The organism is Bradyrhizobium sp. 63_E2_N1_3 (genome assembly GCF_052076005.1).
GTDB lineage: Bacteria > Pseudomonadota > Alphaproteobacteria > Rhizobiales > Xanthobacteraceae > Bradyrhizobium > Bradyrhizobium barranii.
Map to the genome: position 1 here is coordinate 8,431,106 of NZ_CP197235.1, position 22,115 is coordinate 8,453,220.

The window sequence follows — 22,115 nt, forward strand, 5'->3', positions numbered from 1 at the left end:
GCTTCTCGGCGACATGAGCATGCAGGACACAGCCTCTTCGGGCGTCGCGCTGTGGCGCCTCGTTGCCGACGGCATCGAGCGCGGCATCGCCGACGGCCGCTTTGCAGCCGGCGACAAGCTGCCGGGCGAGATGGAGATCGCCGAGACCTATCGCGTGAACCGCCACACCGTGCGGCGCGCGCTGGCCGCACTTGCCGAGCGCGGCATCGTGCGCGCCGAACGCGGCAGCGGAACCTATGTCGAGGCGCAGCGCCTCGCTTATCCCTTGCGCTCGCGCACCCGCTTCTCCGAGATCGTCGGCGCCGACGGCCGCGAACCGCATGGCCGGCTGATCGAGGCGTCCGACGACGTCGCGACCCGCGAACTGGCGCGCGAACTGGGATTGAAGGCCGGCGCGCCGCTGGTGCGGATCGAGGCGATCCGCCTCGCCGACCGCACGCCGATCTGCGTCTCCACCACCTGGCTGTCAGCGGAATTGTTTCCGGGCGCGGGTGAGGTATTCGCCGCGACGCGCTCGATGACGAAACTGCTCGAGCATTACGGCGTCCGCGACTACAGCCGCGGCGCGACCCGGATCACCGCCGGCATCGTGGACGCAACCGATGCCGCGCGGCTCGATCTGCCGCTGGGACGGCCGATCCTGGTGGTCGACGCGACCGACCACGATCTCGCCGGCAAGCCGCTGGTGACCAAGCACTCGCGCTTTGCAGCGGAGCGGGTGGAGTTTCTGGTGGAGAACGGGTGAGCGGGCGACCACGCAGGGCTCGTAGGGTGGGCAAAGGCGCACTTGCGCCGTGCCCACCATCTCTCCCCGATATCTAAGCAGAAGTGGTGGGCACGCTTCGCTTTGCCCACCCTACGGCGCCGGCGATCAGGCGACAGCTCGCCGCCCAATGATCGCAAACCGCAACTTGCTCGAAATAAAATCGATCGCGGCGACGGCGACCAGAATCATCAGGATCAGGAACGACACCCGCTGCCATTCCAGCACGCGGATCTGCTCGGCGAGTTGGAGGCCGATGCCGCCGGCGCCGACGATGCCGATGATGGTGGCCGAGCGCGTGTTGGATTCGATGAAATAGAGCACCTGGCCGGCGATCACGGGCAGCACCTGCGGCAGCAGGCCGAAGCGGATTTCGTGCAAAGCACTGCCGCCGGAGGCGCGGACGCCTTCGACCTGCTTCTGGTCGGCGCCCTCGATCGCCTCCGAGAACAGTTTGCCGAACGCGCCGAAATCCGACACGGCGATGGCGAGCACGCCGGCGAACGGACCAAGCCCGACGACGTTAATCCACACCAGCGCCCAGATCAGGGTGTCGACGCCGCGGATCGAATCCAGGAAACGGCGGACCGGAAAACGCAGGATCTGCGAAGGTATGACGTTGCGCGCGGCCAGCAGGCTGACCGGAAGCGCGAACAGCGCGGCGAGCGTCGTGCCGAGCAGCGCGATCGACAGCGTCTCACCCAGCGCTTTCAGATAGACCGGCAGCGAAGAGCCCGGATCGGGCGGGATCATCATCAGGCCGATCCAGCCGAGCTGGCTCAGCCCTGCGAAGAATCGCGACGGCGAGAAGTCGAGATCGACGAGGCCGTAAACCAGGATCGCAAACGCCGCGACGATCATCGCCGGCATCGCGAGCCGCGCCGAGGCGGGGCGATCGAACACATCGGGGTAGCGCGCGCGAAGCTCTCGCGTGTCGACCTCCTGCGGTCTCGTCACGTCCGTGCCTCCTTGCCGAACAGACGGCCGCGTAGCCAGCCCGTAGTGATGTCGATGATGAAGACCGTGATGATGATGGTGAGCAGGATGGCACTGACGTCGGAGTAATAGAACTTGCGGATGGCGACGACGAGCTCCTGGCCGATGCCGCCGGCGCCGACGAAGCCCATGACGGAGGCTTCACGGACGTTGATCTCGAAGCGCAGCAGCGCGTAGCTGGCATACCCCGCCGTCACCTGCGGCACGATCGCAAAGCGCATGCAGGAGAGCCAGCTCGCGCCGGTCGAACGGATGCCCTCGACCGGCTTCATGTCGGCATTCTCGACGATCTCGGAGAACAGTTTGCCGAGCGCGCCGGTGGAGTGGATCGCGATCGCGAGCACGCCGGCCATCGGCCCGAGCCCGAAGGCAATCACGAAGATCAGCGCGAAGACGATGCCCGGCACGGTGCGGGCGAATTCGAGCAGGCGACGCACCACGAAGCGCAGCCAGGGCGACGGTGAGGTGTTCTCAGCCGCGAAGAAATTCAAGGCGAAGGCCAAGGTCGCGCCGATCAGCGTGCCGACGTAGGAGATCAGCAGCGTCTCGCCCAGCATCTTCAGCCATTTGCGCCAGCCCCACAGCCACTCGCCGGCATCGGTCCAGACCCGCTGGCCGCTATCGAGCGTGAGGATGCGGTCGAAATAGCTGATGAAATTGCCGAAATGGGCAAAGAAGGTGCGCAGGTTCACTTCCGCGCCGATCGCGGCAAGAAACAGCGCTGCGGCAAAGATCACCAGCCCCAAAAGGAGTCGGAGCCGCTTGCGCGCGACCGCCTGGCGATAGGCCGCGTTGAGCACGGCGAGCTGCTGCTCGGGGAGGATCGAAACCGCGACGGTCATCTGGCCAGGGAAGGTAGTCGATCAAAGAGAAAGAGCCGGGTCCATCGACCCGGCTCCAGTGCTATCGTCCCGAAACTCAGGACGCCTTCTTCTTACGCAGTGCATCGACGAACTTGATCAGCTCGATCGTGCCATCCCAGTCCTTGGTGGTGGCGGGATGAAAACCCTTCTTCTGGCCGTCCTGGAGGCGATCGAAGGCCGCCTTGTCCTTGGCCGGCGCGTCGAAGAACGCCTTGGCGATCGCCGCCTTGGCATCTTCCGGCAGGTCGGAATTGTAGGCGTAGGGGCCGTTGATGATCGGCGCCGACTTGTGGATGATGCGGAAATCGTCCTTCTTCATCGGCGAGCCGTCGGCATTCTTCAGCATGCCCTTGGTCAGCATCTGCGCCAGCGTGGAATCGTCATCGCTGGTCCACTGGTTGGCCGCAACGTCGACCGTGCCCTGCGCCAGCGCCAGGATCGCGTTCTCGTGGCTGCCGGTGAAGACGACCTTGCTGAAATAGGTGTCGGCATCCGTGATGCCCATCTTGTCGAGCTCGAAGCGCGGCACGTTGTTGCCGGAGGTCGAGTTCGGATCGACGAGGCCGAGGTTCTTGCCCTTGAGCTGGTCGACGCTCTTGTAGGGGCTGCTCGCCTTGACGAAGAACACAGAGTAGTAGCCGGTCGAACCGTCGGCGTTGATGTCGTTGGCGAAGGCATCGGTCTTGACGCCGGTCAGGCGGGCGCGGGCGAATGACGCCGAGCCGTAGCTGGCGATATGGATGTTGCCGGCGCGCTGGCCCTCGATGACGGCGGCGTAGTCGTTGGCGATGCGCAGCGTGACCTTCACGCCCAATTCCTTGGAGAGATAGTTCATGAACGGCGCCCAGCGCTCGGTCACGCCCGAGGCGTTTTCCGCCGGAATGACCGCGAAGGTCAGTTCGGGGTATTTGGCTTTCCAGTCGTCGGCGGAGGCCGAAGTCGTGAACGCGAGCGCGGCGGCGCCGGCAAGAACCAGTCTGCGAGTGATCATGATACCCTCTTCATCGGTTGGGGTCGGTTGACGCAAAAATTGGCAACTACAGGCGCAGCTCAGGCAGCCGCGGCCGTTCCGAGCGCCGGCACACCCTCAGGCACCGGCACGGGCATTCCGCCCATGACGTCGGAGGCTTCGAGATCGTAGAGCTCGCGCGCGACGTGGTCGGTCAATTCGGCAGGCGCGCCGTCGAACACCACGCGCCCCTGCGCCATGCCGATCAGGCGATCGCAATAGCTGCGCGCCAGATCGAGCGAATGCAGGTTGCAGAGCACGGTGATGCCGAAATGCTTGTTGATGCGCAGCAGCGCATCCATCACGATCTTGGTGTTGCGCGGGTCGAGCGAGGCGATCGGCTCGTCGGCGAGGATGATGTCGGGCTGCTGCACCAGTGCGCGGGCGATCGCAACACGCTGCTGCTGGCCGCCGGAGAGCTGGTCGGCGCGCTGGGCGGCGAGTGAGGCGATATCGAACTGTTCGAGCGCCGACATCGCCAGCGCCTTGTCGTGCTCGGGCCAGGTCTGCGTCAGCGAGCGCCAGGCCGGCATCGTCGCGAGGCGCCCCATCAGCACGTTGGTGAGCACATCGAGCCGGCCGACGAGGTTGAACTGCTGGAAAATCATCGCCGAGCGCGCCCGCCACTGCCGCAATTCCTTGCCGCGCAACGCGGTGACGTCGAGGCCGTCGAACAGGATGCGGCCCTGCGTCGGCGTCGCCAGGCGATTGATCATGCGCAGCATGGTCGACTTGCCGGCGCCGGAGCGCCCGATCACACCGACGAAGCCGCCGGGGGAGATTTGAAACGAAGCGTCGTCCACCGCGGCTTTTGCGCCGAAGCGGCACGTCAGACCTTCAACCACCAGCATAGAGGGCTCCAGAGTAGCTGGCTGCCACCGCTAGCGCCGGCACTTGACACTTGTGTGACACGCGGATCGCGCTGCGGCGATCCTACACACCTCTTCCCCTGTCATCGCATCGTCATGACGTTGTCATCAGGGCACTCGAAGAGGTACGCCCGCCCTCGACCTATCGGATGTAGCATGGCCGGCAAAACGCTCTCGGTTCAACCGACCATCGACCCTTCGGCGAAGCTGCATGAGACCAGGCTCGGCACCTATACCGAGGTCGGTGCGCGCACGATCCTCACTGAAGTCACGATGGGCGATTACTCCTATGTCGTGAACGACGCCCAGATCACCTACACCACGATCGGAAAATTCTGCTCGATCGCGGCGATGACGCGCATCAATCCCGGCAATCATCCGATGCATCGCGCCACGCAGGCGCATTTCACCTATCGTTCCAGCGCCTACTTCGAAGGCGAGAGCGACGACACCGAGTTCTTCGACTGGCGGCGCCAGCATCACGTTCATATCGGCCACGACGTCTGGATCGGCCATGGCGCGATCGTGCTGCCCGGCCGCAACATCGGCACCGGCGCGGTGATCGCGGCGGGCGCCATCGTCACCAAGGACGTGCCGGCCTACACCATCGTCGCCGGCAATCCGGCGCGCATCGTGCGGCGGCGGTTCTCGGAAGACGTCGCCGGACGGCTGGCCCAACTCGCCTGGTGGGACTGGGATCACGACAAATTGCGTGAAGCACTGCCCGATTTCCGCAAGCTCGGGATTGAAGATTTCCTCTCGGCATATGAAGCACGGGCAAGCTCCCTCACCCGTTCCCCTGCCAGCAAACGAAGCGCGGTCGCTTGACAGACATCTTCCTTGAGGGCGGCCGGGCCCTGATCGGCTCCGAGCTCGTCGAAACTTCCATTCTGGTGTCCGGCGCGGACATTGCGCAGGTCGATGCCTCTCGCGGCCGTGCGCGGCTGGCGATCGATGCGCGCAACCTGCTGGTGCTGCCCGGCATCGTCGATCTGCATGGCGATGCCTTCGAGCGCCAGATGATGCCGCGCGCCGGCGTCGACTTCCCGATCGACGTCGCGCTCGCCGACAGTGACCGCCAGGCGATCAGCAACGGCATCACCACCGTCTTTCACGCCACGACCTGTTCGTGGGAGCCGGGCCTGCGCAGCGCCGGCAATGCGCGCGCCCTGATGGAGGCGATCGAGCGGCAGCGCCCGCAATTCGCCGCCGATACCCGTTTCCACCTGCGGCACGAGACCTACAATCTCGAGGCCGAGGCCGAGATAAGCCAGTGGCTCGCCGAGGGCCGCGTCGACCTGTTCGCCTTCAACGACCACATGGACGGCACCGTTGCCGACATGGCCAAGCCGCGCAAGCGCAACCGCATGGTGGAGCGCACCGGCCTCTCGGGCGAGGAATTCGACCGGCTGGTCGAGCGTGTGCTTTCGCGCGCCAGTGAAGTGCCGGCTTCCGTGTCGCGGCTTGCCGCAACTGCCCGCGCGGCCGAGGTGCGGATGCTCTCGCATGACGATGCGACGCCGGCGATGCGGCAGGAGTTTCGCGAGCTGGGCGCTGACATCGCGGAGTTTCCGATCAGCGAGGAGACCGCGCGAGCGGCCGCGGCCGCGGGCGATGCGATCGTCTACGGTGCGCCGAACGTCGTGCGCGGCGGCAGCCATACCGGCTGGACCCGGGCATCCGACATGATCGCGAAGGGGCTCTGCTCGGTGCTGGCGTCGGACTATTACTATCCCGCGCAACTGCTCGCCGCGTTCCGCCTCGCCGCCGACGGTGTGCTGCCGCTGCCGAAGGCCTGGGATCTGGTCTCTGCGGGACCAGCGCGCGCGACCGGCCTTGCCGATCGCGGCGTGCTCGCAGAAGGATGCCGCGCCGACATGCTGCTGGTCGACGACAGCGTGCCGCTGCGGCCGCGGCTGATCGCGGTGGTATCAGGCGGAAAGCTCGTGCATCTCACTGATGCGACGCGACTGCTCGCTGCGGCGGCGACGCCGCGCGAGGCTGTTGTTGCGGCCTGAACCGGTTATGCTCGGGCAATGACAGATTTTCCCCGCTACGCGATCTACTTCGCAGCCGGCGCCGACAGCGCCCTCTCCCGCTTCGGCGCCAAGCTGCTCGGCTATGATGTCTACACCGGTGAGGAGATGCCGTTCCCTGCCGACGCATCGCGTGTTGCGCCGGATTGGCGCGACGTCACGGCCGATCCCCGCAAATACGGTTTCCACGGCACGCTGAAGGCGCCGATGTCGCTGGCGCCAGGCAGGACTGAAGCCGAGCTCGTCGCAGCCTGCGCGGCCTTTGCCGGCAAGGCGCGGCCGATGCCGTCAATCCGTCCGGTCGTCGACTCCATCAGCGGCTTCATTGCGGTGATTCCGACCGAGCCGGTGGGCGCGCTCCAGCAACTTGCCGCCGATTGCGTCCGCGAATTCGACGACTTCCGCGCGCCCATGACGGCGGAAGACCGCGCGCGGCGCAAGCCCGACAAGCTCACTGAGCGGCAGCGCGACTATCTCGACCGCTGGGGTTACCCTTACGTGATGGAAGAATTCCGCTTCCACATGACGCTGACGGGACGCCTGGATGCAGAACGGCGCGGGCCGATCCTGGAGATGCTGCGCGCGAGGTTTGCGACGCTCGGCCTCGAGACGCTGGTGATCGACCGGATCGCGCTGTTCAAGCAGGATGATGCCAGGGCGCGCTTCCGCTTTGTCGGCGAGTGGGCGTTGGCGAAGTAGGCCTCAGCGCCAGCTCGCGAGATTGAAGGCAAGCGCCACGGCGCCAACCAGAATGAGGCTGGTCGCCCAGATTGCATCCAGATTGAACCAGCTTCGCGCGACGAACCTCAATCCCAGATAGCGGTAGACCAGCCACGCCAGACATCCGCCGGCACTGACCATGGCGACAACGTGCACCAGGGACACCAGCACCGCCATCCCGAGACTTGTCTTCAGAAGACTTGCCTTCATCAGCGCGCCCGCCGCCTCATGGCCGGCATCGAGCTCGAAGGCCTGGCAGAGCCCGAGATAGATCGGCACGAGCATCAAGGCCGCGCCGTGGGCAATGGCAACGGCGAATGACCAGAGCGCCAATTGCGTTGGCGGAATTCGTGCCAGCGTGCGCGGATGGCGTCGCTCGATCAGCCGATAGACGCCGAAGCCGATGACGAGAAGACTCGCGCCGAGCTGGATCGAACGCTGCCACTCGGCCAGCACGAGCAGGAACGCGAATGGCAGCAGCACGAGAAGTGTTGCCAGGAGATGTCCGGCCGCCAGAGCCCACAACGCGCGGAACAGCGCGCGCGGGCTCTTGTCCATGAGCCCAGCCGAAACGGCGAGCGGCCATCCCATTCCCGGATTGACGCCGTGATAGAGACCGCTCGCAACAAGAGCGAGCCACAGCCAGCCGAGCGGCCAACTCCCGTGCTGCCAGCCTAGGCCGACGGGTAGCAAAAGGAGTCCGTCGAACAATCGCCGCCCTCCAGCCTGATCTGGTGCGCACGATATCCGTCGGGGAAGCTCACGAAATAGTCCTTGGCGAGCTCGAGGCCGCCGTCGCGGCCGACATTGGCCATGACTTCGACGCCCGGAACCCCATCGGGATAGAATTGATCATCCCAGGTGGAATACAGCGAATTGGTCCAGTACACGCGCTTGCCGTCGCGGCTGATCTCGACCATCTGCGGACCGGCCGCAAATGCCTTGCCGTTCGGATGGGGCGTGCGGCGCGCGATGCCGCCGATGTGAACCGAGCCCGCGAGCTTCGGCTTTCGCGGATCACTCACATCGTACTGGCGCATCTCACCAGTGCCCCAGCACGAGACATAGAGAAACCGGTCATCCATCGACAGGTCGATGTCGGTCACCAGCGGTGGCACGGCGCCAAATCCCTGCAGCAGCGGCGGGAGCTTCTCCTTTGGCGCGGGCTCGGGCGGGATCGTCGCCGTCTTCTCCGCATGGAATTTTCCGCCTTCGCGCCACCAGGTCCAGATCGACGCTTCGAGGTTGGTGGTGTCGACCACAACGCCAACGAAGCCGTATTCGCGAACCGGATCGTGCGCGGGCCGCACCTCCAGCGCCATCTGATGATTGGCGCCGAGGTCGATGGTCTGCACGTTGCGACGGGCGCGGAGATCCCAGAAGTGGAGACGATGGCCATATTTGTTCGCCAGCAGATCTTCCGCGACGATCCCGTTCTCGAACTGCGGCGGCAACGCCCATTCGCTCGTCACCATGTAGTCGCGCGGCAGGTTCCACCAGAAATCATAATGCAGTGTCTGCGGACCGCGGTCGATCTCCCACCGTCCAAGGACCTCGAACGTCTCGCAATCCATGATGAAAACGCCTGGAGGCCCGTTGGTGCCGTCCTTGCCGCCGCCGCCCAGCGTGCTCACATAGACGCCGTCCGGCCCGCAATGGATGGTATGCGGCCGCGAGTAGCCGGTCTTCTTGAAGATTTCCTCGGGCTCGATGATCTTGTGGATTTTGGCTTTGGTCGGATCGGGCTTGGTATCGATGATGTAGATCCGCGACGAGCGTATCCCGGGGATGATGAGATAGCGCCGCTCGATGAAGGCGTGTCCGGCGAGCGGAGACAAGGCGGAGGAACAGGCATTCCAGCCGAAGTGATGAAACTCATCGCCCTTGTTGGGCATCGTCACCGTGTGGACGATTTGGCTGTAGGTCGGCGATCCCGGCTTGACGTCGATGACCGCGAGAGCATCCGGTTTTGAGAAATCCGGACTGAGCAGCAGCGTGTAGGCAAAGTTCTCTGCAGGTGCTTCCATCGCCAGCTTAGGCGATGCGTGAAAGGTGGGATCCGGCCTCATCGTCATGGCACTGCCTCCCTGTTTCGTCGGCTCGCTCCAACCTGGCTCGGAATAGCGGCATAATGAAGAGCTGCTCAGCGACGTCTTGAGAAGCTCCGCGGACCTGGTTGGCGAGCGTGCAAGGAGCGTACAATATGTCATCGCCGGCGTGCGGAAAACCGCCCGAACCGCGCTAATTCGACGCCCTCAGCCAGACGGAAGCCGGCGGGATCAGGCCAGCGCGCACCTCACACTCGGCGTCGCCCCCGCGAAGGCGGGGACTGCCGAGAGAGCTAGCGACAACCGAGTGGGTGCGGCGCTACTTCCCCCACCGCAACGCCAGCGCATCCCGCTCCTTCGCGAGTTCCAGCAGCCCTGCCCGCGTTGCCGGGTGCAGCGGCTGGAGCGGATGCCGCACGGCGTCCGATTTGATCACGCCGCCGGCCTGCATCATGGCCTTGCAGGCGATCAGGCCGCATTGGCGGTTTTCGTAGTTGATCAGCGGCAGCCAGCGCTCATAGGCGGCCTTTGCCTCTTCGCGCTTGCCGGCGAAATAGGGATCGATGATCTGGCGGATGCCGTCGGGATAGCCGCCGCCCGTCATCGCGCCGGTGGCGCCGGCGTCGAGATCGGCGAGCAGCGTGATGGCTTCCTCGCCGTCCCACGGTCCCTCGATATCCTTGCCGCCCGCCTCGATCAGGCTGCGGAGCTTTGCCGCCGCGCCCGGCACCTCGATCTTGAAATAGCGGATGTTGGCGAAGTCGCGCGCCAGCCGCGCGAGCAGCTCAACCGACAGCGGCGTTCCGGCAACAGGCGCGTCCTGGATCATGATTGGAATGTTGATCGCGCCGGACAGCACCTTGAAGAACTCGACGATGCCCTTCTCGGGCACGCGGAAGGTCGCGCCGTGATAGGGCGGCATCACCATCACCATCGCGGCCCCCGCCGCCTCCGCCTGCTGGCTGCGCGCCGCGCAGACGGCCGAGCTGAAATGCGTGGTGGTGACGATCACGGGAACCCGGCCCGCGACATGCTCCAGCACCGCATGCATCACGGTTTCGCGCTCGGCATCGGTGAGCACGAACTGCTCGGAGAAATTGGCGAGGATACAGAGACCATTCGAGCCCGCATCGATCATGAAATCGATGCAGCGGCGCTGGCCCTCGAGGTCGAGCTCGCCGCGCTCGTCGAAGATGGTGGGCGCGACCGGGAACACGCCGCGATAGGGGCGCTGGGCGTTGTGTGGGGTGGCCGGCATCGAACTCTCCATCCTTGATACGTCTGTTGCGGCACTCCCGCAGCGCCACAGATGTACCCGCCGCGTGAAGCGGCGGCAATGCCGTTCGCGCGACGCCCAGACGGATGACGATCGAGGTTATGCGGTCTTCACGGCCCCCAAAAAGCCCTCGACCGCGACGCGAAGACGATCGGCATCGCCCGACATCTTCTTCACGGATTCGGACAGCACCGTGCCGGCGTTGCCGGTTTCCTGGTTGAGTCTCGCGACGCTGCCGATGGTGTCGGTGACCTCGCGGGTGCCCTGGGCGGCCTGCTGGAAGTTGCGCGAGATCTCGGTGGTGGCCGCGCGCTGCTCCTCGACGGCGGCTGCGATCGCCGTCATCTTCTCGTCGATGCCGCTGATGGCGCCCCCGATCGAACGGATGGCGGTCACGGCCTGGCCCGTCGCGCCCTGGATCTCCTCGACCTGGCGCGAGATTTCTTCGGTTGCGGTTGCGGTCTGCGCGGCGAGGCTCTTGACCTCGCCGGCGACCACGGCAAAGCCGCGGCCGGCCTCGCCCGCACGCGCCGCTTCGATGGTCGCGTTCAGCGCCAGGAGATTGGTCTGGCCGGCGATGGCGTTGATCATCTTCACGACCTCGCCGATCCGGCTCGCGGTCTGATCGAGGATCTCGACCGTCGCGTTGGTCCGCTCGGCCTGCGACACCGCCTCGCGCGCCTCGCGGGCGCTCAACTGCACCTGTGCGGAGATCTCGCCGACGGATGCGGAGAGTTCCTCGGTCGCGGCCGCGATGGTCTCGAGATTGTTGGTGGCCTGCTCGGCTGCGGAAGAGACTGCCGCGGTCTGGCTGGTCGACTCTGATACCAGCGTGCGCACATCGGTCGCGGTGGCATCGAGCTCCCTCGCCGACGCCGCGACACTGTGGATCACCGCCTGCACGGTGTCGTCGAAGCTGCGGCATGCGTCGTCCACGGTGCCGGAGCGGGCGAGTTGCAACGCCTGCTGCGATTCGCGTTCCTGGCCCAGCCGCTCGGCGGTCGCCGCGCTCTCGCGCAGGCTCTCGAGCGCGGCAGCCATGGTGCCGAACTCGTCGGGATATCGGGATCGCGGCACGGGCGTCGCATAATCACGGGCGCCGATTCGCGCGATGGCGTCGAGGATGGCGCGGACCGGGCGCATCAGGCGATTGCGCACCACGTAGACGCCGGCGAGGGTCACGGCGAGCGCGAGCAGAAACGCGAGCGACTGCACGATGAGGTTGGTGAGCGCCTTGGTCTGCACGGCCTCGGCACGCGCGATCGACTGATCCAGCGCTTTGGTCGCGACCCCGACAATGAGCGGGAACGGCGACTGGCAGAGCGTATTCCACTCCGAAGCGGGCATCGCGGGCTTGCCGCTGCCGTCGAGATTCTTGGTGAGATCGCCGATCTGCTTCAGGACGCCATCGGTCTTGGTCTTCGCGTCCGACGCTGCCGTCACCAGCTCCGCCGTCACGTCGGGCGCGGCCAGCAACTCGGCCATGCCCGCCCAGCCGGAGGCGATCGTGCCGTCCCATTGCGCCACCGACCGCTTCTGAACGTCGTCGAGCGGCTTGCTGCTGTTGATGTTCGAGCGAAGCGACGAACAATGGACCCCATAGCGGTCGCGCACCTGCCAGGCGAAGCGGCGGACCTGGATCATGCGGGCGATGTAGGGATCGTTCATCCAGGCGCGGTTCGACACCGCGGTGGAGGCGAGGTTCGCAGTGTCGATGACCTTGGTGACGGCATCGTACCAGGAATTGGTTCGCTCCATCTTGCGCTCGGCGCGCGGAAGCCTGGCCTCGTCGTAGAACAGCTGGAATTGCGGCGCGGCTTCGTTCCAGCGCTGCTTCAGCGTGCCGGCGAGCTCGTCGCGGCGTGCGAAATCGACGGTCGGGAGTGCAGCGCTGATCCCTTCATAGCCGCCCTGCTCGGCCTTCTCGGCTTCGGCGAGTTTTGCCTTGGGATCGTCCTCGCCAAGGATGGCGCTCTGGGCATCGCCACGATTGTTGCGCAACGCGAGCACGCCATGGAAGATCGCCTTGTCGGCAGCGGCGAGCCGCGCCGTCTCGAGACTGTCGCTGTAGCGACCGAACGCTCCGAACATCTGGATCGCGGTAGAGGCCAGCGCACCGGCGGCCAGCAGAGCCATCAAGGTCAGGAGAAGCGAGCTTACCGATTTCTTAAACATTGCCATGAGTCAGGGGGCCTGCATTGTACTGCCGGCCACCCTGCATCGCGACATGCCAAGGATCGGTTAAGGTTTTAGTCAAATTGCCGGAAGTGCCCGGTCTGTAAGCGCTTTAAGACTAGCGAAATCAGGCAACCTTGGTGAAATCCGGCGGCCGGCGCTCGGCGAAGGCGGTGAAGGCCTCGCGTGCTTCCGCCGTGCGCAAACGCTGCGCGAATTGCTCGCCTTCGGCCTGCATCTGTGCGACCAGCGCCTCGCCGTTGCGCATCAACTTCTTGGTCGCAGTAAGCGCGCCGGCCGGCTGGCGAGCGAGCCGCTGCGCCAGCGCGAGCGCCTCGGCATCGAGCTTGTCGAGCGGCACCACACGGTTGGCAAGGCCCCATTCCAACGCCGACCTCGCCGGTACGGTCTCGCCCAGCGCGAACATCTCGTAGGCGCGGGCGTAGCCGATGCGTGCCGGCATCAGCAGGCTGGAGGCGGCCTCCGGCACCAGCGCGAGGCTGACGAAGGGCGTCGACAATTGCGCGTTGTCGGCGAGCACGACGAGGTCGCAATGCAGCAGCATCGTGGTGCCGACGCCGACGGCGCGGCCCTGCACGGCCGCGACGAGCGGCCGGGTGCAGCGCGCCAGCGACTGGATGAAGCGCACGACGTTACGGCTGCCTTCGGACTTGCCGGCTGCCACGGCGGCGAATTCGCCGACATCGTTGCCGGCGGTGAACATGTCACCCTCGCCGCGGATCAGGATCACGCGGGCGGACGGATCGAACTCGGCGGATTCGATGGTGTCGGCGAGCTTGCCGTACATCGCATCCGTCAGCGCGTTCTTCTTGTCGGGGCGCGCCAGCGTGAGGGTGAGAATTCCGTTGTTGTTCTCGATCCGGACGTGCTCGGTCATGGGTCTCTCCTTTAGTCGTCTGAAGGTCTTGGAAACTTGTCCTGAATGCTGGTCAGCCAGCGCGCGACGATGTCGATCTCCGCGCTGGTAAATCCGTCCGTCAACGCGGCGTTGATCTGCGCCGCGTCAGTCTTCGCCTGCGTCAGCACGGTGCGCCCCTTCGGCGTCAGCCATACGCGCCAGGCCCGGCCATCCTCGCGATCGGCCCGCCGCTCGACCAGCCTCGCCGCAGCACTGCGATCGACGAGGCCTGAGATGCCGGCCGGCCCCATGTCGAGCGCCGCGCCTGCCTCGCCCATCAGCACGCCGTCCTGCTTGCCGAGGATGAACAACAGCCCCGCCTGCGCCGGCGTGACCTCGTTCTGCGGCTGCGCCGCCATCCAGCGCTGCAAACGGCGTTGCGCGACGTTCAGGAGGTAAATAAGCCGATGATGCCTCGCTGCGGCTTCTTTATTTCGCATGCGAAATAGATAGCCGAGCCGAACCGGATTGTCAAAGGGAGACGGCTACGCGGCGCGGCAGCCATCGAGGAACAGCGCCGCGCAGGTTTGCACGCGGCGCTCGATCTGCTTGCGTGACGGCAGCGGCATGCCCCCATAGATCGCCGCGCGCTGCGGCGCCGATGCGACCATGCCGATCAGCATGCCGGCAACTTCCTCCGCATCATCGATGGCGATGCGCTTGCGCTTGACCTGGACACGCAGCCAGCCCGCGAGCGTACTGACGGTGCGGGAAATGCCGTTGCTGTAGAAGTTGGCGGCGAGCTCGGGGAACGCGGCGGATTCCTGCAGCACCATGCGCTGCAGCGCCACGACCTCAGGATCGAGCGCGAGATCGGCGCAGGCCAGCAGCGCGGCACGCAGGCCCGTCTCGATATCGACCTCGTCGCTTCCTTGCAGATCGACGGCGGAGAGCAGCCGCTCGAGCCTGTCCGCGCACATCGCCTCGAACAGCGCGGCCTTGCCCGGAAACAGGCGATAGAGCGTCTTGGTCGAGATGCCGGCGCGGCGTGCCAGCTCTTCGGTGCTGGTCGCGGCATAGCCGTCGACGGCGAAGGCGTGGCGCCCGGCGTCGAAGACGATCTGCCTCGTCTCCTCGTCGCTGCGCAGTTGCGGCCGCCCGCGGGGGCGGCATTCACCTGATGGCTTTGCCTGAGCCATGCTTTTAAATGACGCCTGTCATTCCATTGACAATTCCAAAGCTAGTCTCATTTTGGAAATCGTCAAGTTTCCTAATTCAGGGGAGCCGGCCATGTCCGTCCACACGACCCCATCTGCTGCGACCCAAACCGCTATTCCAGCAACCGTGCCGGAGGGCGTGCTGCCCACCGCACCGACCGGCGTCCGCCGGCAAAAAATCAATCTCCGCAAGCTGTTGCTGATGGGTGCGGCGATCGTCGCGCTGGCCGGCGCGAGCTGGTACGGCTACGACTACTGGACCGTCGGGCAGTACCTCGTCTCCACCGATGACGCTTATGTGAAGGCTGACAACACCACGATCGCGCCGAAGGTCAGCGGCTACCTCGACCGCGTCCTGGTCGGCGATAACGAGCATGTGAAGGCCGGCCAGGTGCTCGCCAGGATCGACGATCGCGACTTCCGCGTCGCGCTCGACCAGGCCAAGGCCGACGTCGCCGCCGCGAATGCGACGGTGACAAGCAAGCAAGCGCAGCTCGAGGTCCAGGAGGCCGTGATCGCGGCGGCAAGAGCGACCATTGATGTCGACAATGCCGCGAAGGTTTTCGCGAAGCAGGAGAACAAGCGCTACACCGATCTCGCGGCAACGGGTTTCGGCAGCGTGCAGAACGCGCAGCAGGCGCAAGCGCGCGACGCCGGCGCAGACGCGGCGATCCAGCGCGATATCGCCAATCTCACCTCCGCCTTGAAGCAGGTCGATCTCCTCAACGCCGAGATATTGCAAGCCAGGGCCGCCGCCGCACGCGCGGCCGCACTCCAGCGTCAGGCCGAGCTCAATCTCGGCTACACCACAATCGTCTCGCCGATCGACGGCGTGGTCGGCAACCGCTCCTTGCGCGTCGGCCAGTTCGTACAGGCGGGCACGCAGCTGATGGCCATCGTGCCGGCCGAGGGCGCCTATGTGGTCGCCAACTTCAAGGAGACGCAGCTCACCCACGTGCAGGCCGGCCAGGCCGTCGATATCGAGGTCGACACCTTCCCGGGCCAGGTCGTGCACGGCCACGTCGATTCCATCGCGCCGGCGAGCGGCCAGGAGTTCGCGCTGCTGCCGCCCGACAACGCCACCGGCAATTTCACCAAGGTGGTGCAGCGCATCCCCGTCAAGATCGCGCTCGATGCCGCGCACGGTCCCGCGATCGCGCTACGGCCGGGCATGTCGGTGATCCCGACTATTGCAACACGTTCGACCGCGCCGACCGCGAATGCGGCCGTGACGCCCAAGACAAACGTAAAGGCGAAGCTCGTTTCCGGAGGGTCGTGCTATGTCAAACAGCCTCTCACTTTCGACGCCAGCAACACCGGCCGCGACGCCTGATCCGGCAATAGCCGACCCGAACCGCGCGAGTGCCGCGATCTGGATCGCCGTGCTCGCCGCCATGATCGGCTCGTTCATGGCGATCCTGAACATCCAGATCACCAACGCCTCGCTGGCCAACATCGAGGGCGGCATCGGAACCGGCGCCGACAACGGCTCCTGGATCTCGACGTCGTATCTGATCGGCGAGATCATCGTGATCCCGTTGACCGACTATTTGAGCCGCGTGTTCTCGTTCCGCCGCTACATGCTGGCGAGCGCGACGCTGTTCGCGGCGTTCTCGGTCGCCTGCGCCTTCACACATGATTTGCCGTCGATGATCGCGATGCGCGGCCTGCAGGGCTTTGCCGGCGGCGTGCTGATCCCGATGGCGTTCACGCTGGTGCTGACCAAGCTGCCGAAGCCGCAGCAGCCGGTGGGTCTTGCGATCTTCGCGCTGTCCGTCACCTTCGCACCCGCGATCGGCCCGACCATCGGCGGCTATCTCACGGAGAACTACGGCTGGCGTACCATCTTCTTCGTCAACGTGATCCCGACCGCGGTGATGGTGGCGGCGCTCTATCTGACGCTGGAGAAGCAGAAGATGCAGCTCGGTCTCTTGAAGGAAGGCGACTGGGCCGGCATCTTCACCATGGCGATCGGGCTGTCGGCACTGCAGGCCGTGCTCGAGGAAGGCAACAAGGACGACTGGTTCTCCTCGCCCTTCATCGTCAAGCTCGCCGTGATCGCGGCCGTCAGCCTGACGCTGTTCGTCACGATCGAGCTCACGATCGAGAAGCCGCTGATCCGGCTGCGTCTCCTGACGCAGCGTAATTTCGGCTTCGGCACCATTGCGATGACGATGGTCGGCTTCGCGCTGTTCGGCTCGGTCTATATCCTGCCCGCCTATCTCGGCCAGGCGCAGGGCTACAACGCCGAGCAGATCGGCAATGTGCTGGCCTGGACCGGCCTGCCGCAGCTCGTGCTGATCCCGCTGATCCCGAAGCTGATGCAACGCTTCGACACGCGCTATATCGCGATCACCGGCCTTCTGATCTTCGCCTATAGCTGCTTCATGAACACGGCGATGTCGCCGGACTATGCCGGCGACCAGCTCTGGATTCCGAACATCGTGCGTGCCGTGGGACAGGCCATGGTGCTGACGCCGCTGACCTCGGTGCTGACGGGCGGCATCGCGCCGCAGGACGCGGCCGCGGCCTCCGGCATCAGCAACATGTTCCGCAATCTCGGCGGCGCGATCGGCACGGCGACGCTCGCGACCATCATCACCAAGCGCGAGCAGTTCCACTCCAACATCATCGGCCAGTCGGTCACGCTCGGCCGCGAGGAAGTCCGCACCCGCATCGCGCAGATGACGGATTACTTCATGGCCCACGGCGTGCCCGACCCCCACGCCGCGCGCGAGCAGGCCATCATCGCGCTCGGCAAGACGGTCAAGCGCCAGGCGCTGGTGATGGGCTATTCCGACGCCTTTGCCGTGATCGGCATCGTGCTGGTGATCGCCGCGATCGCGGTGCTGCTGACGCGGCGCGTGAAGGCGGCCGGTGGGCCGGTGCATTAGGCTCTTCTTCCCCCTCTCCCCGTTCTTACGGGGAGAAGGTCGGGGTGAGGGGCCTCTCTCCACACGTGAGATCGTCGAGGGACCTGTACCCCCTCACCCGGATCGCAAGAGCGATCCGACCTCTCCCCGCAAGCGGGAGAGGTGAAGAGCCGCCTCACGGCGCGCAGGTGAAGCTGGACGCCTCCGTGACCGGGCCGCTCTTGTAACGCGGCCAGGACGGCCAGCGGCACAGCGGCATCGCGCGCAACACGGCAAACGACGGCGCCTCGACCTTCTGCTCGCTAACTTCGAGATCGCCGGGCGCCTTGCCCTTCTCGACCCAGTCGACCAATGCGCTCAGCATGTCGACATTGGCCGGCGCGCCGGAGCCGACATGGTCGACGCCGGGGGCGGTGTAGAGCCGCGCGAATTCCGCCGTCTCGGCCTTGCCGAGCTTGCGCTCGACGCTTTCGAAATAGCGGATGCCGGCATAGGGGCTCTGCGCGTAGTCGGCCATGTGCTCGAGCATGATCAGCCGGCCGCCGCGTCCGCGAAAACGGCTGAGATCCGGATCGGTCGAATCCATCAGGCTCGAGACCTCTAGCAGCCGCGCCTTGTGCTCCTCGACCTTGTAGGTGGTGACGTCGAGCTTGGGATCGCGTGCGAACACATGTTGAATGCCGCCGGCGCCGTAGATCCAGGCGATGCCGTTGTTGGGGGCAGGCGGCTGCGCGGGTGGCGCTGTGCCAAGCCACCACGCCACCCAGCCACCGGTCGGTCCGATCGCCGCCGCATCCTCGCCCGACACGCCCCAGCCCGGATAATCGTCGAGCCCGTTGGCGAGCGCGAACGGGAATTTGTAGGTCCCGTGCAGCGTGTTCACGGCCTTGATCTGTGCATCGGTGAGGCACTGATCGCCGCTCTGGCCCGCCGCACAACGCAGCGTCTCGACCTTGAACGCTGCCTTGCAGGCTACGGGGTCCTGCACCAGCGCATTATCGGAGCCGTCGGCCTTGTCGCAAGCCTGCCGCACGGAATCGGCCACGAGCTTGACCTGCGCCGGATTGATCCAGCCCTCGCCCATGGTCGCGAGCCCCGAGCGCGTGCCGGCATGCTGCAGGCCGACCCAGTTGATCACGGGCACGCGGGCGAAGATGCCATCGAAATCATCAGGGTAACGCTGCGCCATGGTGAGGCCTTCGCGGCCGCCCTCGGACGAGCCCATGAAGTACATTTTTTCCGGCTTCTTGCCGTATGTGCGCTCCATCAGCCCAACCGCGGCGTCGCGCACCTTCTTGTAGGCACGGTGGGCGAAATTCTCGAAGGCTTCGTCATTCAGCGCGAACAGTTGCGGCGGCTCGCCTGGCTTGGACTCATGGCCGGAATCGGTGCCGTAGGTGACGAAGCCGCGCGCCAGCGGCGACGGCTTGTCGAACGGATAGGCCGGCGGCAGCCCAAGGCCGGTGATCAGCACGCCGTTAAAGCCCCCACCGCCATACTGAACGGAGCGCCCGTTCCATTCGACGGGAAGGTTGACCTGGAATTTAATCGGCGGCGCCTTGGGATCGGTTGGGTCGATGTGACCCAGCACCTTGCAGAAACCGGGATTGGCCGGCGTGATGCGCCCAGACGGCGTCGGCCCGCGCTCGGCGACAGCCAGTTGCGACGGCGCCAGCAATGTCGCGGAAACGATCTTCACGGCATCGGCGCCGCCAGCGAGGCTTTTGCAGACCATCTCCGCATCCTCCGCCAGCGTCGCCGCCGACACGGCATTCGCACTCAGCGCGACCGCCGCACCCACGAGCAATGCACACCGCTTCGCGTTCTTTCGCGTCATCGTTTCCACCCTGGCTTTCCCTATTTTTGTATCCGACGGTTGGCCGCATTCAATGCAACCTTCGCCCTTCCGTCAATCGCTTGCGCTGGCCTTCCTTCAGAACGATCCCAGCGCGCTGCCCAGGGCGATCACAGCCACCAGCGCCAGCAGCGAGGTCACGATGCCGACCATGACGATGTCGAAATAGCTATCGCGATGCGTCAGGCCGCAGATCGCGAGCAGGCTGACCACCGCGCCATTGTGCGGCAGGATGTCGAGCGTCCCCGAGCCGATCACCGCCACGCGGTGCATCAGCGCAGGGGCTATGCCGGTGCGCGCGGCGAGCTCGACATAAGTCTGGCCGAGCGCGTCGAGGGCAATGGTCAGGCCGCCTGACGCCGACCCGGTCAGAGCGGCCAGGATGTTGGTCGCGACCGCTAGCGAGACCAGCGGTCCGCCTTCGATCGCCAGCACCCAGTCGCGCACGATCGTAAACGCCGGCAGCGAGGCGACGACCGCGCCGAACCCGACGAGGCTCGCGACGCTGAACGCAGGCAGGACGGATGCATTGGCTCCGGCGTCCATGGTGCGGCGAAGCGCCGGCAGGCGAGCCCGGTTCAGCACGATGGTCGTGACGATGGCCGCAGTCAGCGCGACCGCGACCGACCACACGCCTGCGACGGCCGCGAGCGTGGTTTCACCAAAACGCTGCTCGGCGAGATAGCTGACATCGAGCCGCGGCAGCACTACGAGCGACATCACCAGATTCACGATGACGACCACGATCAGCGGCGCGATCGCACTCCACACGGGCGACGGCCGCTCGCTGCGCTGACCGTGCTGGAGTTCCGCCGGATCGAACTCGCGCGCGGTCGTGGCGCGCTCGCGCACGAGCTCGTCGGCGGCGGCGCGCTCGGTCGCGCCCTCGATGTCGTCGCCATAGCCTTCTCCGGTACGGCGCGCTGCGGCTTCAGCGCGGTGCAGCCACCACAATCCTGTCACGAGCATGATGAGGGAGGCGATGATACCGAGACCTGGCGCTGCGAACGGCGTCGTGCCGAAGAACGGCATCGGGATCGCATTCTGGATCGACGGCGTGCCCGGCAAGGCCGACATGGTGAAGGTCGACGTTCCCAGCACGATCGCAGCCGGGATCAGGCGACGCGGGATCGAAGCCGCGCGAAACAGCGAGCGGGCCATGGGAACGATGACGAAAAACGCAACGAACAGGCTGACGCCGCCATAGGTCACCGCGGCACCGGCGAGCACCACCGCCAGGATCACGCGACGCTCGCCGAGGCGCTCCGCCATGAAGGCGGCGACCGACGTGACCGCACCGCTATCGTCCATCAGCTTGCCGAAGACCGCGCCAAGCAGGAAGATCGGGAAGAATTGCGCCAGAAATCCCGCCGCATGCACCATGAACACCTGGGTCAGGTTCGCAAGCAGCGGCTCGCCGCCGAACAACGCGGCAACGAGCGCTGCAAACGGCGCCAGCAGAAGCACGCTCCAGCCGCGAAAAGCGAACAGGACGAGCAGGGCGAGCCCGACGAGGAGGCCGAGAAGACCCATGCCTCAGCACTCCGACAGCAGGACGTCGAGATCGGCGGTCGATTGCCGGCCGATGTCGGCACCGTGCGCGGCGAGAAACGCGTCCGCGGCCAGGCGCCCCTCGGCGCGCAGCATCGAGACGAACTCCCATTCGGCGTTGAGCTTGGATGACGCGCCGAACTTCGCCAGCATGTCGCTCTTGACGCGGTGGGTCCGCATCTTTGCCCAGCGCGCGCCCTCGCCGCTGCCGGGGTCGGCCGCCTGGCGCAGCAGCGCGATCATGCGCAATTCCTTCATCAGGGGCGAATTGAACGAAATCTCGTTCAATCGATTGAGAATCTCCGCAGCCGTCCGCGGCTCTTCGAGCGTTTCGGTCGGATTGATCTGCACCAGGATCGTGTCGTGCGCATCGCTTTCGCGAATAAGCGGCGTGATCGTGGGGTTGCCGGCGAAGCCGCCGTCCCAATAGGGTTCGCCGTCGATGTCGATCGCGCGGAACATGGTCGGCAGGCAGGCCGACGCCAGCAGCACGTCCGCCGTGATCTCGGCATTGCGGAAGATCCGTCCACGGCCGGTGCGCACCCGCGTCGCGGTGACGAACAGCTTTATTGGCGAGTTCGCGAGCCGCTCGAAATCGATACTCTCGGCCAGCACGGCGCGCAGCGGATTGTAGCCGGTCGGATTGAGATCGTAGGGCGACAGCACGCGCGACATCAAATCGGTGAGAATGTAGAAGGGCGACGTATCGAGCGTCCAGCGCCCCATCAATCGATCGAGCGGCGAGCGCTGGAGCGGACTAAAGGCGGCAGCCTTCGAAACGCGGCGCCAGTATTTTTCGAGCGCGTCGCGCGCGCCCTCGGCGCCACCGGCCGTCCAGCCGTCCGCCAGCACGGCCGCGTTCATCGCGCCTGCGGAGGTTCCGGAGATCGCTGCGATCTCTAGCCATCTCTCTTCCAGGAGGCGGTCGAGCACACCCCAAGTGAAGGCGCCGTGCGAACCGCCGCCCTGAAGCGCGAGATCAATCAGTACGGCGTCTCGTTCCAT

At 65.7% G+C, this 22,115-nt stretch carries 20 protein-coding genes; 6 read left to right on the forward strand and 14 right to left on the reverse strand.

What is annotated here, in order from left to right:
* Positions 1-13 precede the first annotated feature (13 nt).
* Entirely contained in the window at positions 14-745 is a 732-nt protein-coding gene (gene phnF, locus AB7531_RS40160) for a phosphonate metabolism transcriptional regulator PhnF (RefSeq protein ID WP_028151386.1), read from the forward strand.
* A gap of 126 nt (positions 746-871) precedes the next feature.
* Here phnF and phnE (AB7531_RS40165) read toward each other — a convergent pair whose 3' ends face one another.
* The 4 genes from phnE (AB7531_RS40165) to phnC form a co-directional block, all read right to left on the reverse strand.
* Positions 872-1,720 (reverse strand): phosphonate ABC transporter, permease protein PhnE, encoded by an 849-nt coding sequence (gene phnE / locus AB7531_RS40165; RefSeq protein WP_063985906.1) that lies wholly within the window; start codon positions 1,718-1,720, stop codon positions 872-874.
* Positions 1,717-2,601 carry a phosphonate ABC transporter, permease protein PhnE gene (phnE, locus tag AB7531_RS40170; protein WP_231143682.1) on the reverse strand — a complete coding sequence of 295 codons (885 nt, stop codon included), beginning with the start codon at positions 2,599-2,601 and terminating at the stop codon, positions 1,717-1,719. The genes phnE (AB7531_RS40165) and phnE (AB7531_RS40170) overlap by 4 nt, the downstream gene beginning before the upstream one ends.
* A 76-nt stretch (positions 2,602-2,677) precedes the next feature.
* Positions 2,678-3,613, reverse strand: a complete 936-nt coding sequence (phnD, locus tag AB7531_RS40175; RefSeq protein WP_063979768.1) for a phosphonate ABC transporter substrate-binding protein — start codon at positions 3,611-3,613, stop codon at positions 2,678-2,680.
* A gap of 59 nt (positions 3,614-3,672) precedes the next feature.
* Positions 3,673-4,482, reverse strand: coding sequence for a phosphonate ABC transporter ATP-binding protein (gene phnC, locus AB7531_RS40180; RefSeq protein ID WP_063979769.1), 810 nt, complete (start codon positions 4,480-4,482; stop codon positions 3,673-3,675).
* 174 nt (positions 4,483-4,656) lie between these two features.
* Between phnC and AB7531_RS40185 the strand changes: the two genes are divergently transcribed.
* Genes AB7531_RS40185 through AB7531_RS40195 form a run of 3 tightly spaced genes read left to right on the forward strand, consistent with a single transcriptional unit; the run spans position 4,657 to position 7,235 of the window.
* Complete coding sequence (locus AB7531_RS40185) at positions 4,657-5,328, forward strand: chloramphenicol acetyltransferase (RefSeq protein WP_063985907.1); 672 nt, start codon at positions 4,657-4,659, stop codon at positions 5,326-5,328.
* Positions 5,325-6,518, forward strand: coding sequence for an alpha-D-ribose 1-methylphosphonate 5-triphosphate diphosphatase (locus tag AB7531_RS40190; protein WP_063979770.1), 1,194 nt, complete (start codon positions 5,325-5,327; stop codon positions 6,516-6,518). The genes AB7531_RS40185 and AB7531_RS40190 overlap by 4 nt, the downstream gene beginning before the upstream one ends.
* Positions 6,519-6,536: 18 nt before the next feature.
* Positions 6,537-7,235 carry a DUF1045 domain-containing protein gene (locus tag AB7531_RS40195; RefSeq protein WP_063979771.1) on the forward strand — a complete coding sequence of 233 codons (699 nt, stop codon included), beginning with the start codon at positions 6,537-6,539 and terminating at the stop codon, positions 7,233-7,235.
* A 3-nt stretch (positions 7,236-7,238) separates the two neighbouring features.
* Here AB7531_RS40195 and AB7531_RS40200 read toward each other — a convergent pair whose 3' ends face one another.
* The 7 genes from AB7531_RS40200 to AB7531_RS40230 all read right to left on the reverse strand — a co-directional run bounded on the left by AB7531_RS40200 (position 7,239) and on the right by AB7531_RS40230 (position 14,813).
* A complete protein-coding gene (locus AB7531_RS40200; RefSeq protein WP_085965313.1) occupies positions 7,239-7,847 on the reverse strand; it encodes a hypothetical protein in 609 nt (202 codons plus the stop codon).
* A gap of 83 nt (positions 7,848-7,930) precedes the next feature.
* Entirely contained in the window at positions 7,931-9,331 is a 1,401-nt protein-coding gene (locus AB7531_RS40205) for a selenium-binding protein SBP56-related protein (RefSeq protein ID WP_028159106.1), read from the reverse strand.
* Between the two features lie 292 nt (positions 9,332-9,623).
* On the reverse strand, positions 9,624-10,562 hold the full coding sequence (locus tag AB7531_RS40210; protein WP_028148940.1) for a dihydrodipicolinate synthase family protein: 939 nt from the start codon (positions 10,560-10,562) through the stop codon (positions 9,624-9,626).
* Positions 10,563-10,679: 117 nt separating this feature from the next.
* Positions 10,680-12,761 (reverse strand): methyl-accepting chemotaxis protein, encoded by a 2,082-nt coding sequence (locus AB7531_RS40215; protein WP_063985908.1) that lies wholly within the window; start codon positions 12,759-12,761, stop codon positions 10,680-10,682.
* A 121-nt stretch (positions 12,762-12,882) separates the two neighbouring features.
* Entirely contained in the window at positions 12,883-13,653 is a 771-nt protein-coding gene (locus AB7531_RS40220) for an enoyl-CoA hydratase (protein WP_063979773.1), read from the reverse strand.
* Positions 13,654-13,664: 11 nt separating this feature from the next.
* Complete coding sequence (locus AB7531_RS40225; protein ID WP_063979774.1) at positions 13,665-14,114, reverse strand: MarR family winged helix-turn-helix transcriptional regulator; 450 nt, start codon at positions 14,112-14,114, stop codon at positions 13,665-13,667.
* 45 nt (positions 14,115-14,159) lie between these two features.
* On the reverse strand, positions 14,160-14,813 hold the full coding sequence (locus AB7531_RS40230; protein WP_441280266.1) for a TetR/AcrR family transcriptional regulator: 654 nt from the start codon (positions 14,811-14,813) through the stop codon (positions 14,160-14,162).
* A 91-nt stretch (positions 14,814-14,904) separates the two neighbouring features.
* Here AB7531_RS40230 and AB7531_RS40235 point away from each other — a divergent pair, with 91 nt between their 5' ends.
* Together AB7531_RS40235 and AB7531_RS40240 are read left to right on the forward strand one after the other, a co-directional pair.
* Positions 14,905-16,164 (forward strand): HlyD family secretion protein, encoded by a 1,260-nt coding sequence (locus AB7531_RS40235; protein ID WP_063979776.1) that lies wholly within the window; start codon positions 14,905-14,907, stop codon positions 16,162-16,164.
* Positions 16,112-17,725, forward strand: a complete 1,614-nt coding sequence (locus AB7531_RS40240; protein ID WP_063979777.1) for an MDR family MFS transporter — start codon at positions 16,112-16,114, stop codon at positions 17,723-17,725. Before AB7531_RS40235 ends, AB7531_RS40240 begins: the two co-directional genes overlap by 53 nt.
* Positions 17,726-17,879: 154 nt before the next feature.
* Here the strand turns inward: AB7531_RS40240 and AB7531_RS40245 are convergent, their stop codons facing one another.
* The 3 genes from AB7531_RS40245 to AB7531_RS40255 form a co-directional block, all read right to left on the reverse strand.
* Complete coding sequence (locus AB7531_RS40245) at positions 17,880-19,541, reverse strand: tannase/feruloyl esterase family alpha/beta hydrolase (RefSeq protein WP_085400028.1); 1,662 nt, start codon at positions 19,539-19,541, stop codon at positions 17,880-17,882.
* Positions 19,542-19,637: 96 nt separating this feature from the next.
* Complete coding sequence (locus AB7531_RS40250) at positions 19,638-21,092, reverse strand: GntP family permease (protein WP_063979778.1); 1,455 nt, start codon at positions 21,090-21,092, stop codon at positions 19,638-19,640.
* A 3-nt stretch (positions 21,093-21,095) separates the two neighbouring features.
* A complete protein-coding gene (locus tag AB7531_RS40255; protein WP_063979779.1) occupies positions 21,096-22,115 on the reverse strand; it encodes a patatin-like phospholipase family protein in 1,020 nt (339 codons plus the stop codon).

Coding starts and splice junctions, on each gene's coding strand:
- phnF (WP_028151386.1), top strand. CDS start 14: ATGAGCATGCAGGACACAGCCTCTTCGGGCGTCGCGCTGTGGCGCCTC.
- phnE (WP_231143682.1), bottom strand. CDS start 2,601: ATGACCGTCGCGGTTTCGATCCTCCCCGAGCAGCAGCTCGCCGTGCTC.
- phnD (WP_063979768.1), bottom strand. CDS start 3,613: ATGATCACTCGCAGACTGGTTCTTGCCGGCGCCGCCGCGCTCGCGTTC.
- phnC (WP_063979769.1), bottom strand. CDS start 4,482: ATGCTGGTGGTTGAAGGTCTGACGTGCCGCTTCGGCGCAAAAGCCGCG.
- AB7531_RS40185 (WP_063985907.1), top strand. CDS start 4,657: ATGGCCGGCAAAACGCTCTCGGTTCAACCGACCATCGACCCTTCGGCG.
- AB7531_RS40195 (WP_063979771.1), top strand. CDS start 6,537: ATGACAGATTTTCCCCGCTACGCGATCTACTTCGCAGCCGGCGCCGAC.
- AB7531_RS40200 (WP_085965313.1), bottom strand. CDS start 7,847: ATGGGATGGCCGCTCGCCGTTTCGGCTGGGCTCATGGACAAGAGCCCG.
- AB7531_RS40205 (WP_028159106.1), bottom strand. CDS start 9,331: ATGACGATGAGGCCGGATCCCACCTTTCACGCATCGCCTAAGCTGGCG.
- AB7531_RS40210 (WP_028148940.1), bottom strand. CDS start 10,562: ATGCCGGCCACCCCACACAACGCCCAGCGCCCCTATCGCGGCGTGTTC.
- AB7531_RS40215 (WP_063985908.1), bottom strand. CDS start 12,761: ATGGCAATGTTTAAGAAATCGGTAAGCTCGCTTCTCCTGACCTTGATG.
- AB7531_RS40220 (WP_063979773.1), bottom strand. CDS start 13,653: ATGACCGAGCACGTCCGGATCGAGAACAACAACGGAATTCTCACCCTC.
- AB7531_RS40225 (WP_063979774.1), bottom strand. CDS start 14,114: ATGCGAAATAAAGAAGCCGCAGCGAGGCATCATCGGCTTATTTACCTC.
- AB7531_RS40230 (WP_441280266.1), bottom strand. CDS start 14,813: ATGGCTCAGGCAAAGCCATCAGGTGAATGCCGCCCCCGCGGGCGGCCG.
- AB7531_RS40235 (WP_063979776.1), top strand. CDS start 14,905: ATGTCCGTCCACACGACCCCATCTGCTGCGACCCAAACCGCTATTCCA.
- AB7531_RS40240 (WP_063979777.1), top strand. CDS start 16,112: ATGTCAAACAGCCTCTCACTTTCGACGCCAGCAACACCGGCCGCGACG.
- AB7531_RS40245 (WP_085400028.1), bottom strand. CDS start 19,541: ATGACGCGAAAGAACGCGAAGCGGTGTGCATTGCTCGTGGGTGCGGCG.
- AB7531_RS40250 (WP_063979778.1), bottom strand. CDS start 21,092: ATGGGTCTTCTCGGCCTCCTCGTCGGGCTCGCCCTGCTCGTCCTGTTC.
- AB7531_RS40255 (WP_063979779.1), bottom strand. CDS start 22,115: ATGGAACGAGACGCCGTACTGATTGATCTCGCGCTTCAGGGCGGCGGT.